This window comes from Pantoea sp. AG1095, assembly GCF_003208415.1.
Taxonomy (GTDB): Bacteria; Pseudomonadota; Gammaproteobacteria; order Enterobacterales; family Enterobacteriaceae; genus Pantoea; species Pantoea leporis.
The window spans coordinates 315,484-329,067 of sequence record NZ_QKMJ01000004.1; the positions used below are offsets into that span (position 1 = coordinate 315,484).

A 13,584-nucleotide genomic window follows, 5' to 3' on the forward strand; every position below is an offset into this window, starting at 1 on the left:
TTCATTTATTTTTTTAACACTTAAGGGAGAGATACGATGGTCAACGACTATTTCACACAGCCACCGATTGGCGTCACGGTTGAGCAGCATAAACGCACCGTTGCGGTTGCGGCGGCATTAGCGGTGGCAAAAGAGTCAGTTAGCGCCTCAACCTCTGCCAGCGGATCAAAGGCATCGTGGGATTTGCAGGCGGTTGCCAATGAGATTGCAAATCTGGCCGATGCCATTCAGGATGCGCTGGAGCCGGTTGAAACGCTTTAAGCGAGCAGTTGGGTTAACTGCGCCAGATGCGCGCTGTTAGCCAACTCGCTGCTGTTCAGCAGTTGTTGCTGACGCAGCGGAGACTCCTGCTGCAGTGCCGCGCGCAGCTTGCCTGCGACATCCACCGCATCGGCCAGCGATTGCTGACGAGTGCGGTGATGCTGCATCTGCAAGCCGTCGCGTAGCGTAATCGTCACCAGATGAAAACGCAGCGCCGGGTTAATCGCATCCGGTGGCGCACCTTCATCTGGCGTACGACGCACCTTTGCTGCCAGCGGCATCACCTCTTGATTCAACTCGCCTTCGGCAAAATCCTGCAAACGCAAATCGCCATACATCAGCATCGCGGCGATCACATATTCCAGACTGAAACGCGCTTCGATGCCGTTGGTTGGAACGCGCACCGATGCCGCAATATCACCGCCCGGCGGAAACGCCACGCTAATTTCGCTAATGTTTTCCAGCAAACTTTCCAGTGATTTACCGCTCGCCAGCCATTGATTGCGCAAGATGCGCGTGGCTTCGGCGGCGCTGTGCGTACCGGCGCAGGTGGGGAAGGGTTTAAATTCCAACCCAGGCGCGACGATGCGCCACGGCTGCGCCCAATGCTCAATCAGTTTTTCCGGCTGCGCCTGGCCATTGCTGGTGGCGGAGATGAAAGCGTCAATCACGCCGTCCTGCTTGCCATCAAAGCCTGCCAGCGTCAGCTGTGCGGCGCTCACCGCGCGTTCAGCTGCAAACCCGGCATGCAGCGGCTTTACCGCCGAACCAAACTGCGCGCGTAAGCCGCTGGCCTGCGTGGTGGCGATGCCGAGCAGCGTTGCGGTGGCAGCCACATCCAACGCCAGCAAACGCGCCAGAGCGGCGGCAGCGGCGACTGTGCCAAGCGTCGCGGTATTGTGATGACCTAAGGCGTAATGCTGCTGGCTGACGGCGAGGCCTAAACGTCCGGCAACCTCCACGCCGACCGCATAGGCATCAAGAAACTGATCCAGCTCAGAGGGCTGCAACTGCTGCCAGGCAAAGAGCGCAGGCAGAATCACCACGCTGGGATGCCCGCGAAAATCCGCATGGAAATCATCGTAATCCAGCGCGTGGCTGGCATATCCGAGCAGCAGGGCGTTGGCTCGCGCGCTGCCGTCGCCATATACGCTGCGCAGCGCCGGTAATCCGCTGTCTGGCACCTGACCTTGCAGTACCGGCCAGCTGACAGCGAGGAAATCACGCACCCCTTCGCGCGCCGCATTACGTGCGGCGGCGTCCGGTTGGCTGTGAACAATGCGCTCAGCCAGCGCGGCAGTGAGGCTCATCAGCTCACGCTCTTCAGCGCTGCGACCGCCAGATTGGCGAGATAGCGCGACGTCGGCAACAGCACATCATCATTGATGCGAAACGCCGGATGGTGCAGCGCGTAAGGCTCGCCGGTGCCAATCATCATAAACGCGCCCGGCAGCTGTTGCTGATAGAACGCGAAGTCTTCGCCGATTGGGCTGGCTTCCACCACGCGCGCCTCAAAGCCGCTGGCGCTGGCCTGCTGCAAGGCAAAATCCGCCCAATGCGCATCATTTACCACCGATGGCGGACCCGCGTGCCAGTTGAATTTCACCTCGGCGGCGAAAGCGGCGCCGATACCTTGCACGATTTCACGGAAGCGCTGCTCCAGACGTTCGCGCGTTTCCTGCGAGAAGGAGCGCACCGTGCCTTCCAGCCAGGCGCTATCAGGAATCACGTTCCAGGTGCTGCCGCTGTGAATCTGGGTAATCGAGACCACCGCGTTATCGCCGGATGGGGCATTGCGGCTAATCAACGTTTGTGCGGCCGAGACAATTTGCGCGGCAATCACAATCGGATCGTTACCCTGATGCGGTTTGGCGGCGTGGCTACCCATGCCGGTGATGCTGATATAAAAGCGATCGACCGCTGCGGTGAGCGGACCGGCTTTGCTGCCAATCACGCCTGGCGGCAGAGACGGATCGTTGTGAATGCCGAAGATTGCCACCGCATCATCCAGCGCGCCGGTCGCGATCACATCGGGCGCGCCCTGGCCGGTCTCTTCAGCGGCCTGGAACAGAATACGCACGCGACCTGGCAGCGTATCTTCCTGCTGTTTGAGCAGAATCGCTGCCCCCAGCGCCGCCGAACTGTGAAAGTCGTGGCCGCAGGCGTGCATCACGCCGGGCCGTTCAGATCGGAAGCTCACATCTGACTGCTCTTCAATCGGCAGCGCGTCAATATCGGAGCGTAACACCATCAATGGGCCTTTTTCCGCCCCGATTTCCGCCACTAAACCGGTTTTGAGCGGGAGATCCAGCACGCGAATCTGGTGTTGCTCTAATTGCTGACGAATTCGTGCGGTGGTTTCAAACTCTTGATTGGAGAGCTCGGGAAAACGGTGCAGTTCATGGCGGAAAGCGATCAGCTGTTCGCCTAAGGTGTCGAGAGATTGGCTCATGCTTTTACTCCTTGTTGTGCCGCCTGGCGTGTTAACCACGCATCGTGGGCGCTTTCATCCAGTACTTTCTTCATATATTGCGTGATATGCCCTTTGCCGAGATCGGTGGTGTGCATCAGCTGGAAACCGCGCTTTTTGTACATCTCGATCAGCCACGGATGGCTAGTGGCGGTGCCGAGCGACACCGCAGGCGCGCGTAACTGGCCCAGCAAGATCTCCTGCTCGAGACGATCCTGCACCTGACGACCAAATTGCTGGCCGGGATAATCGGGATGCGCGCCAAACCAGCCGATATGCGGCAGGCCAAACGGGCCGGGCAGCGGTCCCCACGGATAGCGTACGGTAACGGATGAGACCATCACATCATCGGCATACAGGGCATAAACACCGTGGCTCTGCAGATGACGCAGCGTTTTGGCAAGATCGGCGGTGGCTGCATCAAATTTAATACCGAGCGCCAGCGTGGGTGCATACGCGGCATGCATCAGCGCCTGATAGGTTTCCACCTCGTCTTCTCTAACCTGACGAAATTCAAGTGACATAGACATCCCCGGGAAAAAACCGCCATCAGGCGGAGAATCAAAAAACAGGCACCTTCCATAGCGGCGCGATTCATCGCGCAATAAATTGCGCCGCTACGCAAGGTGCTCGTCTGTTATAAGGGTTCAGATTACCAGCAAAGCCATTCCCCGCTATATGTGAAAAATAACTAAGCTAATGCGAATTTGTGAAAATGAAATCGCCCCTTTTGCATTGCTTAAATCGTTATTTACCGTAGTATGCAGAAAATACATAGCGCTATAACTATTCTGTATTAACCCTCTGAATTATCTTAATTTAATCCGTTATAGCCTTATTCTTAATCAGGGTGACGCCGTGTTAGCGATCAAATCTCCGCGTGCATATGCACATGAACCCGGTTTGCGTGCGCACGCCGGTGAATTAATCAAACCTTACGCTTCCCATATTCGCGTCTTTACTTCCCCCCGCGCCTGGCAGGCCGTTAATCCGGAATTAACCCAGAGCCTTGAAGCCAATGATATTCGCTGGGAAATAGAGTTTCTGACCGGTGAATGCACCGATGCCGCGATTGAAACCCTGAAGCACAATGTCGAGCAGCAGGGCGCTGAACTGCTGTTTGCGATTGGCGGCGGGCGCGTGCTGGATGCGGCAAAAGCGGTGGGTAGCCAGCTGCCCGATCTCAAGGTGATCAACTTCGCCACGGTTGCCGCGACTTGCGCTGCCTGGTCGCCGGTGGCGATTGTTTACAACGAGCAGGGCGGCCATGTGCGCAGCCAGCCGCTGGGCAAAATGCCGGATTTGGTACTGGTCGATAGCGAGATTATCGCGCGCAGCGACGTGCGTTACCTGAAGGCCGGCATCGTTGATGCGCTGGCAAAATATTATGAGTTCTATCCGTATCAGCGTAACAATCCCAACGATCTGGCGCTGGATCTCAAAGTGATGACCGCCAAACGCGCGCTGGATCTTTATCGCGAGCTGGGCCCGGCGGCGGTAGCCGCTAACCAGCAACAGCAGGTCACGCCGGAGCTGGTGAAAATCATCGATGCCAATATCGTGTTGGCCGGATTAGCCAACAGCGTGCGCGATGTGCTGCCGACGCCAGGTTTTGCTCACGCCATTCACAATCGTCTGACGCATCTGCCGGATCTGCATCAATGGCTGCACGGTGAAAAAGTGGGTTACAGCCTGCTGGTGCAATCGCTGATTGAGCATGACGGCGTGCCGGATGCCGATCTGCTGACGCTGCTGCGTGCGTACGACATGCCGCTGACCTTAGCGCCGTTAACCGGTGACCGCGCGGCGACGATTCGCACCATCGCAGAACAGATTAAATTCCCGGCGGCCAGCGCCGAACGTCTGCCATTCCGCATCTCTGCCGATGCGCTGGAACAGGCGCTGCTGGCGACCGAGAACACGTTTTAAATCGCACCACTTTTTATTGACCAGGACAAATTAATGGCTAACTCAAAACAACAACGCCGCATCCGTTTAGGCCTTTTCGTGCAGCCGGTAGGACAACACGTCAGCGGCTGGCGTCTGACGGAAAAGCTCGGCGATCCAACTGACATCGACTGGCTGATCACCATCGCCCAAAAAGCCGAAGCCGGTAAATTCGATCTGTTCTTCGTAGGCGATGCGCTGGCCACCAGCATGTATCGTCTGCCCTCGACCATGGCGCGCCTTGAGCCGCTGACCATGCTGTCGGCGCTGGCGGTGAATACCAAACGCATCGGTCTGGCGGCAACGGCGTCCACCACCTTTAGCGATCCGTTCACCATGGCGCGCAGCTTCTCTTCGCTGGATCACATCAGCCGTGGTCGCGCGGCATGGAACGTGGTGACCTCGTTCTCTACCGATGTAGCGCGTAACTTTAGCCGCAACGATATGCCAAACCATGCCGAGCGTTATGCGCGTGCGCGCGAATTCCTCGAAGTGGCTGACAAGCTGTGGGCCGGTTGGGAAGAGGGCGCGGTGCAGCCGAACAAAGAGACCGGTGCGTACTTTGTTGATGAAAAAATCCAGCCGATTAACCATGAAGGCGAGCACTTCCAGGTGCAGGGTCCGCTGAATATCACCCGTTCGCCGCAGGGTCGTCCAGTGATCATCGAAGCCGGTTCCTCCGCCGATGGTCAGAAACTGGCGGCGGAAACCGCAGAAGTGATCTTCACCGCGGCTGCCAGCCTCGAAGAAGCACAAACCTTCTACCGTTCGCAGAAAGATCAGGTCATTGCCGCTGGTCGTAATCCGGATCATGTGGTGATTATGCCGGGCGTGATGCCGATTGTGGGCCGCACGCGTGAAGAGGCCAAAGCACTGTGGAAAGAGCTCAACACGCTGGTGGACATCGAAAACGGTCTGCGTCAGCTGTCGCTGCGTTTCAGCATGGATCTCAGCCAGTTCCCGCTGGATGGTCCGGTGCCAGAAGTGCCTCTGGGCGAGGGCAACCAGAGCCGCGTTAAACTGATGACCGATATGGCGAAACGCGAAAATCTGACGCTGCGCGAGCTGGCGGCGGTGGCTGCTGGTTCACGCGGACATCGCGTGATTGTCGGTACCGCCGAAGATATCGCTGACGATTTCGAGCTGTGGATGAACGAGAGCGGCGCGGATGGTTTCAATATTATGCCGGCGATCATGTCCGAGCAGCTGGATCTGTTTGTTGAGCTGGTGATCCCTGAACTGCGCCGTCGCGGCCTGTTCCGTGACGATTACGAGTTCGCCACGCTGCGTGAAAACCTCGGCTTGCCGGTGGTCTAACCCATTCAGGAGCTCAACATGGTCACCTTATCAAAGCGTGTGCAGTCCGTGTCGCTCTCTGCCAATGCGGCGGCGCGTCAACTGACGCGCCAGCTGAAAGAGCAGGGCGTGGATATTCTCGATCTCACCACCGGTGAGCCAGATTTTGATACGCCCGCGCATATTCGCCAGGCGGCGGTGGCGGCAATGGAAGCCGGTGAAACGCGCTACACGCCGACCAACGGCACCACGCCGCTGCGCAAAGCGGTGCTGGCTAAGCTGAAAAATGAAAATCAGCTCGATTATGAGCTGGCGCAAATTTGCATCGCCAACGGTGCCAAACAGATTATCTTCAACGCCTTTGCCGCCACGCTGAATGAAGGCGATGAGGTGATTGTGCCTGTGCCTTATTGGCCGACGTTCCCGGATAGCGTGCGTTTCAACGGCGGCGAAGCGGTGCTGCTGGCGTGTCCGCTGGAGCAGGAATACAAGTTGCAGCCGCAACAGCTGGCGCAGGCGATCACCGCCAAAACCCGCTGGCTGGTGCTGAACAATCCCGGCAATCCTTCTGGTATGGTGTACAGCGCAGATGAGCTGACCGCGCTGGCGACGGTGCTGCGCGATCATCCTGATGTGCTGATCATGCTGGATGAACTCTACGAACATATTCTGTTTGATGGCCGTGAACATATTAGCCTGCTGCACGTTGCGCCGGATTTAGCCGACCGTATTCTGCTGGTGGGCGGCGTGTCGAAAACCTACGCCATGACCGGCTGGCGCATCGGTTTCGGTGCCGGGCCTAAAGCGTTGATCGACGCGATGGTGGTGGTGCAGTCGCAAAACAGCTCCGGTGCCAGCGCGATCAGCCAGGCTGCGGCGGTGGCGGCGTATAACGGTGGACTCGACTTCCTGCCGCCGCAACGCACGGCTTATCAGGATCGCCGCGATGCGATTATGGCGCTGTTAAAGCCGGTGCAGGAAATTGACGTGCTTAATCCTGATGGCGCGTTCTTTATTTTCTGTCGCTGCGCCGGTTTATTAGGTAAAACGCGTCCCGATGGTCAGAAGATCGAAAGCGAGCAGGATGTGATGAATTATCTGCTGGAAAGCGGTGTCTCTGGCGTGGCGGGCAGCGCGTACGGATTATCACCTTATTTCCGTTTGTCGATTGCCACCGACATTGAAACGGTACGTGAAGCGGGCCGCAGAATTGCGCAGGCCTGTGCGGTTCTGAAATAAGCTTATTAGTAAAAGACGTCAGATATTTCCGGGGGATTATCTGACTTAACGGCAAGTATGATGCGCAATACGGTATCGCTTGCCAGGATTATGTTTACGACGTTTTAAAAGCGTATATCAAACAGATTAACGCTCAGAAGTAATAACGAAAAAACGCAGCACTTACGCTGCGTTTTTACTGTTCATGCGCTGTACAGCAAGTCACCGATTAAATCAGGAAATCATCCATTGAACCGCCCGCTTCCAGTGCGGCTTTAATCGGTGATGGCGTACGGCCCTGGCCGGTCCACAATTTCTCGTTCCCCTGTTCGTCGATGAATTTATACTTCGCGGGGCGCGGAGCACGTTTCGACTTGGGTTTGCTTTCCTGGGTAGTTAATTGCGCCAGGTCACTAATATCAATACCGTCTTTCAACAACATCTCTTTATAAAGCGCCAGCTTTTCTTCTTTTTCGCGCTGGGCTGCAGTTTCTGCTTCCGCTTCTTCACGGCGCTCTGCGACGACCACGGCGAATTTTTCCAGCATCTCTTCTAATGCTGCGACGTCAATATTACGCGCCTCGGCACGCAGCGTACGAAGATTGTTCAATGCTTTAAGTGCATCGCTCATGTATTAATCCTTATTACTTATTTGACTGGTGTAAAGGGAAGCATTCTACGAGATTTTTTGCCAAATTAAAATAATCAAACGTGGGCGGAATTGTCTGTAAAATATCCGGGTGATCAGAGATTCCTTTATATTCCGTGACGCTTTATCGAGCTATTTGGCTTATTCACGTGACGCGTGAGAGTAAGGAGAATAATAGTGGGTGATTTAATATGCGTGTGTATGCGGTGCGTGTGAAGGTCGCCATAAATGGTTACCGTACACATAAGAATCTGTTCAATTTCACATAGTTGCCGAAAGCCCCGCCATGAACCTTCCTGAAAATAACGTAAGTCAACTATTACTCGTTGAAGAATAAGGCTTTTCACCAAGTGTAAAAGTGTCAGTAAACTGGTAACAATTTCTTGCATTGGAAATCTTAATGCGTATATTTCTCATTTGCTTTCTTAACGGCTTCCTTACTGTCGTTCCTCTTTCCGACGTCAGCAGCGGTGCCGCAAAAAAATAACGATAAGTTGATTGAGGAATCGTATGTCTTTCAGTGATTTGCGCGTCAGGAAACCCGGCAGTGCGCCTCAGCGTGCGTTACGTCTCTCTTTACTGGCTGTGATGGTTGCGTCAGGTATCGCGCAGGCAGCAGAGACCACCACCATCGAACAGACGCTGAACGTGGATGCCAGCGCCAACGCCGATCAGCAACAGCAGGCGGCACAGGATTACAGCGTACCGGTGACGCGTGCCGGTACCAAAATGGCGCTCACCGCGCGCGATATTCCGCAATCGGTTTCAATCGTCAGCAAGCAGCGTATGCAAGACCAACAGCTGCAATCGCTGAACGATGTGCTGAAGAACACCACCGGTATCCACGGCGTCTCTTCCGATATGGACCGCACCAACTACTATTCGCGCGGTTTCCTGATCGACAACTATATGGTCGACGGTATTCCAACTGCCTTCGCCTCACGCTGGAACCTTGGCGACGCGCAGAGCGACATGGCGCTGTATGAGCGCGTCGAAGTGGTGCGCGGTGCCACCGGCTTGCTGACTGGCCCAGGTAATCCTTCCGCCTCCATCAACATGGTGCGCAAGCACGCCGATAGCAAAGAGTTCACCGGTGATGTTTCCGCCAGCTACGGCAGCTGGAACAAGCAGCGTTACGTTGCCGATCTCTCTGCACCGCTGTCGCCTGAAGGGAACGTACGTGGTCGGCTAGTTGCGGGCTATGAAGACAAAAACAGCTTTATCGAACGCTACGGCGCAGACAAAAAGTTCGTTTATGGCGTGGTTGACGCTGATCTGACCGACTCCACCAAATTGTCGGTTGGTTACGAATTTACCCAGGTAAACACCGATTCGCCAATGTGGAGCGGTTCCCCGCGCTGGTATACCGACGGTTCTCAGATCAAAGCGCGTCGTGGTTACAACACCGCGCCAGACTGGGCTTACAACAACAAAGAAAACAAAAAGGTCTTTGTTAACCTGCAGCAAAACTTCGATAACGGCTGGAACATCACGCTTAACGGCACGCACAACGAAATGTTCCTCGACAGCAAACAGCTGTATATCGATGGCTTCTTTGATAAAACCACCGGCGCGGGCTCTTCCTCTTACGCCGGCTATCCGGTTATCGGCGGCACCGGCTATAACACCGGCAAACGTAAAGTGGATGCGGTGGATGCCTTCGCCAGCGGCCCATACGAATTGTTGGGACGTCAGCATGAGCTGATGATTGGCGTTAACTACAGTCGTCAGGACAACAAGTACTACAGCTCGTGGGAGAACATCTCATCAGCAGAGCTGGGTAACTTCAATAACTACAACGGCGATTTCCCGGAATCCAACTGGGATCCGCGCGAACCGGCTTCAGATACACAGCTGGTACGTCAGAAATCTGCTTATCTGGCAACACGCATCTCGCTGGCCGATCCGCTGCATGTGATTCTGGGCGCGCGTTATACCAACTGGAATCGTCAGACGCTGAGCGAAGAGATGGAGAAGAACAACATCACGCCGTACGGTGGTGTGATTTGGGACTTCTACGACAACTGGTCGGCGTATGCCAGCTACACCTCGGTATTCCAGCCGCAGGATTATCAGGATGCCTCAGGTGCATTCCTGGCGCCGGTGATTGGTAAAAACTACGAAGCGGGCGTGAAATCAGACTGGTTTAACAGCCGTCTGACTACCTCGATCTCCGTATTCCGCACTGAACTGGATAACGTTGGCGAAGCGACCGGACAAACCAACCCGGAAACGGGCAATGCCATTTATGTGGGTAAAAGTGGCGTAGTGAGCCGTGGCGTGGAGTTTGAAGTCAACGGTGCGGTAACCGATAACTGGCAGATGACCTTCGGCGGTACCAGTTATGTGGCGCAAGATCGCGAAGGCGAGAATTACAATTCTCAGCTGCCACGCACCTCATTCAACCTCTTCACCAGCTATCGCTTGCCGATGCTGGATCAGTTGACCCTGGGTGGTGGCGTGACATGGCAGTCGAAAACCTACGGCGACATTGGCGGTCCAGACGGCGAAGGCACCTGGCGCGCACGTCAGGGCAGCTACTCGGTGGTGGATCTGTTCGCACGCTACGACGTCACCAAAAACGTCTCACTGCAGGCAAACATCAACAACCTGTTCGACAAAGAGTACGACACCAACGTCAGCAACGGCGGCATCGTGTACGGCGATCCACGTAATTTCTCCGTCTCGGCGAGCTATCGTTTCTGATAAAGATGCTGGGTGCGCAGGACTGTGTACCCAGCAATTCTCGGCGGTCGCCATTCATGGCGACCGATATTAACCCTTCATCCACTCCACAATAATCTGCCCATACAGCTGCTCGGCTTCCCCCAGCTTACTCACCAGACAATACTCATCGGTTTGATGCGCCATCGTCGGTTCGCCCGGACCTAAAATAATGCACGGCGGATCACCCAGCGCGGGCAACAGCAACGATGCATCGGTAAAGTAGGGCACCACGCGCGCTTGCAACGGCTGCTCGAAAAACGCCTGACAATGACGATAGATCGACTGAATCCACAGATTCTCTTCGGAACTCACCACCGCAGGCAGATCGACCAAAGTGGTGATGTGCACTGCTTCGCCCATTAATTCGCCTAACCGCTGGCGAATAGCGGCGTGTTGCAGGTTTGGCGCGCTGCGGATATCAACATCAAACGCCGTGCGATCCGGCACCGAGTTAATATTCAGGCCGCCCTGAATGCGGCCAACGTTCAGCGTCGGTTGCTTCATTAAAGGATGCGGCGCGCCCGGCGAGAAGTGGCGGATTTTGCCTAACGCATCGGCAGCGAGATAGATGGCGTTAATGCCTAATTCCGGCATCGCACCGTGCGCGGTTTTGCCACGCGTCTCGCAGCGCAGCCACAGCGCGCCTTTGTGACCAATTACCGGATAGTTGGCGGTGGGTTCACCAACGATCAATGCGCCAATCTCTGGCAACGTTCCGGCCGCAATCAGCGCCTGTGCGCCATCGCAGCCGGTCTCTTCACCGCCGGTAATCAGCAACACCACGCCACGCCCGGCGCGAATCGCCGGTTGCTGCTCGATGCAGGCGTGGGCAAAAGCGGCGATGGCCGCTTTCATGTCACTCGAACCGCGCCCATAAAGCCGATCGTCCTCAATCTTCGAACCAAAAGGATCGTGCTGCCACGGCTGATTGCCGAGCGGCACGGTGTCGAGATGTCCGGTAAATGCCAGCGGTTTGCCCGCAGCGGTACCGCGCATCTGCGCCACAAGATTGCAGCGACCTTCGCCAAACGACGATAGCTGCACCTCAAAACCCTGATCGCTGAGCCACGCGGCAAAAAACGCCATGCATGCGGCTTCGTTGCCCGGTGGATTAATGGTGTCGAAGCCGAGCAGTTGCTGAGCAAGTGCCAGTGAAGCGGGATGCATCAGGCGCGCTCCGTCAGCCAGTCGAAACAGTTAACCCACAGCTGGCGATAGCCGGGCCATTGGGTGAACTCTTCCGGCAGCCAGTGCGCCGACATATCGCTAGTCCACACCAGCGAACGGCCTTGCTGATATTCCCGCACCGCTAATAAAGGATGCGCTGTTCCGGCGACGGTCGCCAGCAGCGTGCCTTCGGGCTGCATCTCCACCTCGTTGTAGCCCAGCATCCACGGCCATTCGCCGGAGATGTTATCGAACAGCGCATGTGATTGCGTCATCTCCAGCGTAGAACCTTCCGGCGTTTCAATGCGGTCATCCCAGGCGAGGCAGCGCACCGGCAACACCTTTTCCACCAGCGTATTGCGGAATCGCGCGCCGCCGTTGATGCCCTGAAAACTGAAGTAGCCGCCGATCATCATCAGGCTGCCGCCAGCGGCGACGTAATCGTGGATCAATGCCAGGCGATTGGCGGTACGACGGCTTTTCAGCCAGGTATCGGGATGCAGCAGCAGCGTATTGGCACCAATATCCGAAAGAATTATCACATCCCACTTTTGCAGCCCTTCGAGCGTCAGCGGGAAATCGGTGGCGGCGGCATGCGCTGGCATGTGGGTAATGGCGTAATCGCTATCCTTCAGCGCCGCGATAAAATCGCTGGCACCGCTGTGCCAGGTGGCGGTGGAGAACTGGTCAAAGCCTTTGATGTGGTTCGAGGTGCTGGTCCAGGATTCGCCCACCAGCAAGACTTGTTTCTGCATGATATTTTCCCTTTTACCCGCCAAATACGCGCTGCGGGTTAGCAATCATTAAGGTTTCGAGTTGTTCGCCGCTAACGCCGTGACGTTTCAGACGCGGGACAAAATGTTTGAGGATGTAGCCATAACCGTGGCCGCCAAAGCGCGTCAGCATGGTTTTCAGGAACACATCCTGCGACAGCAAAATCTGCTGAATGTAGCCGTCATCAATCAGCTCGCAGATGGCGCGCGCGTTCTCTTCATCGGAAGGCGATTGCGCGGATTCATCAGCGTAGTAATAGTTCATGCCGATCATGTCGTATTCCAGGAACACGCCGCGGTCGGCCAGTTCACGCTGATAGGTCTTATCGGCAAAGCTGGGATTCATATGGCACAGCACGGTGTGACGCAGATCGGCGCCTTCCTGCTGCAGAATATCCAGCACTTTGTGACCCAAACGTTCCCAACCCGGCAGATGCACCTGAATCGGCACGCCGGTTGCCGCACTGGCGCGTCCGGCGGCACGCAGCGATTTCTCTTCATCGGCGGTAAAGCGGCTGGAGATGCCGATCTCGCCGATCAATCCGGCGATCACCTCGGGTTTCTCCGCTGCGCCGCCAAGGTCAAAAATCAGCTTCTCGGTGAGTTGCTCAACGCTGATGCTCTTCACCCATTCCGGATGCGACGGCTCCAGATACAAGCCGGTGCCCATCACGATGTTGAGTCCGGTTAAGCGCGCGATGCGTTGCAGCCCTTTGGGATCGCGGCCAATGCCGATGTTGGTAGGATCGACGATGGTTTCGCCGCCCAGCGCGCGATACTTCATCAGCTCGTCAATCGCCATATCGACGTCAAACAGCTGGCAGTTATCGCGGCTCATCAGCGGGTTCATGTTGAGTTCACCGAGATTCTCCATTTTCACCGGCATCTCAGCGATATGACGATCGCTGCAACAGCAGGGCGGCACCCACTTGCCGGATGCATCCAACAGAATGTGTTCATGCATCAAGGTAACGCCCATCTCGGCCAGCGGCAGCGGCCCTAAAACCGTCATCACATGTCCGCTGCTCACGCCGAGCGGTAACGGATCCGCATGGCGAAAAATCGATCCTTTCATG

At 56.1% G+C, this 13,584-nt stretch carries 12 protein-coding genes; 5 read left to right on the forward strand and 7 right to left on the reverse strand.

The features are described 5' to 3' along the window. The first annotated feature begins 36 nt into the window (after positions 1-36). Positions 37-261, forward strand: a complete 225-nt coding sequence (locus DEU53_RS11850) for a hypothetical protein (protein WP_007890034.1) — start codon at positions 37-39, stop codon at positions 259-261. Here DEU53_RS11850 and DEU53_RS11855 read toward each other — a convergent pair. The 3 genes from DEU53_RS11855 to DEU53_RS11865 are packed head-to-tail and all read right to left on the reverse strand — an operon-like array spanning position 258 to position 3,255. After that, positions 258-1,571 (reverse strand): MmgE/PrpD family protein, encoded by a 1,314-nt coding sequence (locus tag DEU53_RS11855; RefSeq protein WP_110867198.1) that lies wholly within the window; start codon positions 1,569-1,571, stop codon positions 258-260. The two genes, DEU53_RS11850 and DEU53_RS11855, sit on opposite strands and share 4 nt — an antisense overlap. Continuing rightward, positions 1,571-2,713 (reverse strand): amidohydrolase, encoded by a 1,143-nt coding sequence (locus tag DEU53_RS11860; RefSeq protein WP_110867199.1) that lies wholly within the window; start codon positions 2,711-2,713, stop codon positions 1,571-1,573. The genes DEU53_RS11855 and DEU53_RS11860 overlap by 1 nt, the downstream gene beginning before the upstream one ends. Then, positions 2,710-3,255 (reverse strand): GNAT family N-acetyltransferase, encoded by a 546-nt coding sequence (locus DEU53_RS11865; protein ID WP_101761773.1) that lies wholly within the window; start codon positions 3,253-3,255, stop codon positions 2,710-2,712. Before DEU53_RS11865 ends, DEU53_RS11860 begins: the two co-directional genes overlap by 4 nt. Before the next feature lie 334 nt (positions 3,256-3,589). Between DEU53_RS11865 and DEU53_RS11870 the strand changes: the two genes are divergently transcribed. Genes DEU53_RS11870 through DEU53_RS11880 form a run of 3 tightly spaced genes read left to right on the forward strand, consistent with a single transcriptional unit; the run spans position 3,590 to position 7,213 of the window. Further along, complete coding sequence (locus DEU53_RS11870) at positions 3,590-4,660, forward strand: iron-containing alcohol dehydrogenase family protein (protein WP_110867200.1); 1,071 nt, start codon at positions 3,590-3,592, stop codon at positions 4,658-4,660. A gap of 33 nt (positions 4,661-4,693) precedes the next feature. Continuing rightward, complete coding sequence (locus DEU53_RS11875; protein ID WP_110867201.1) at positions 4,694-5,995, forward strand: LLM class flavin-dependent oxidoreductase; 1,302 nt, start codon at positions 4,694-4,696, stop codon at positions 5,993-5,995. 18 nt (positions 5,996-6,013) lie between these two features. Next, entirely contained in the window at positions 6,014-7,213 is a 1,200-nt protein-coding gene (locus DEU53_RS11880; protein ID WP_110867202.1) for an aminotransferase class I/II-fold pyridoxal phosphate-dependent enzyme, read from the forward strand. Between the two features lie 208 nt (positions 7,214-7,421). On the opposite strand, the gene DEU53_RS11890 is transcribed toward DEU53_RS11880, so the two are convergent. Next, entirely contained in the window at positions 7,422-7,823 is a 402-nt protein-coding gene (locus DEU53_RS11890; RefSeq protein ID WP_101761355.1) for an H-NS family nucleoid-associated regulatory protein, read from the reverse strand. A 528-nt stretch (positions 7,824-8,351) separates the two neighbouring features. Here DEU53_RS11890 and fhuE point away from each other — a divergent pair. Then, positions 8,352-10,547 carry a ferric-rhodotorulic acid/ferric-coprogen receptor FhuE gene (fhuE, locus tag DEU53_RS11895; protein ID WP_110867203.1) on the forward strand — a complete coding sequence of 732 codons (2,196 nt, stop codon included), beginning with the start codon at positions 8,352-8,354 and terminating at the stop codon, positions 10,545-10,547. 69 nt (positions 10,548-10,616) lie between these two features. Here fhuE and DEU53_RS11900 read toward each other — a convergent pair whose 3' ends face one another. From DEU53_RS11900 to DEU53_RS11910, 3 genes are read right to left on the reverse strand one after another with little or no spacing between them, the layout of a single operon-like run. Next, positions 10,617-11,735 carry a M20 family metallopeptidase gene (locus DEU53_RS11900; protein WP_110867204.1) on the reverse strand — a complete coding sequence of 373 codons (1,119 nt, stop codon included), beginning with the start codon at positions 11,733-11,735 and terminating at the stop codon, positions 10,617-10,619. Beyond that, a complete protein-coding gene (locus DEU53_RS11905) occupies positions 11,735-12,490 on the reverse strand; it encodes a glutamine amidotransferase (RefSeq protein WP_110867205.1) in 756 nt (251 codons plus the stop codon). The genes DEU53_RS11900 and DEU53_RS11905 overlap by 1 nt, the downstream gene beginning before the upstream one ends. A 13-nt stretch (positions 12,491-12,503) precedes the next feature. Continuing rightward, on the reverse strand, positions 12,504-13,583 hold the full coding sequence (locus DEU53_RS11910) for a phosphotriesterase (RefSeq protein WP_110867206.1): 1,080 nt from the start codon (positions 13,581-13,583) through the stop codon (positions 12,504-12,506). Position 13,584: the final 1 nt, after the last annotated feature.

Bases quoted from the DNA above. Each gene is read 5' to 3' on its own strand.
- DEU53_RS11850 (WP_007890034.1), top strand. From the start codon at position 37: ATGGTCAACGACTATTTCACACAGCCACCGATTGGCGTCACGGTTGAG.
- DEU53_RS11855 (WP_110867198.1), bottom strand. From the start codon at position 1,571: ATGAGCCTCACTGCCGCGCTGGCTGAGCGCATTGTTCACAGCCAACCG.
- DEU53_RS11860 (WP_110867199.1), bottom strand. From the start codon at position 2,713: ATGAGCCAATCTCTCGACACCTTAGGCGAACAGCTGATCGCTTTCCGC.
- DEU53_RS11865 (WP_101761773.1), bottom strand. From the start codon at position 3,255: ATGTCACTTGAATTTCGTCAGGTTAGAGAAGACGAGGTGGAAACCTAT.
- DEU53_RS11875 (WP_110867201.1), top strand. From the start codon at position 4,694: ATGGCTAACTCAAAACAACAACGCCGCATCCGTTTAGGCCTTTTCGTG.
- DEU53_RS11880 (WP_110867202.1), top strand. From the start codon at position 6,014: ATGGTCACCTTATCAAAGCGTGTGCAGTCCGTGTCGCTCTCTGCCAAT.
- DEU53_RS11890 (WP_101761355.1), bottom strand. From the start codon at position 7,823: ATGAGCGATGCACTTAAAGCATTGAACAATCTTCGTACGCTGCGTGCC.
- fhuE (WP_110867203.1), top strand. From the start codon at position 8,352: ATGTCTTTCAGTGATTTGCGCGTCAGGAAACCCGGCAGTGCGCCTCAG.
- DEU53_RS11900 (WP_110867204.1), bottom strand. From the start codon at position 11,735: ATGCATCCCGCTTCACTGGCACTTGCTCAGCAACTGCTCGGCTTCGAC.
- DEU53_RS11905 (WP_110867205.1), bottom strand. From the start codon at position 12,490: ATGCAGAAACAAGTCTTGCTGGTGGGCGAATCCTGGACCAGCACCTCG.
- DEU53_RS11910 (WP_110867206.1), bottom strand. From the start codon at position 13,583: ATGAAAGGATCGATTTTTCGCCATGCGGATCCGTTACCGCTCGGCGTG.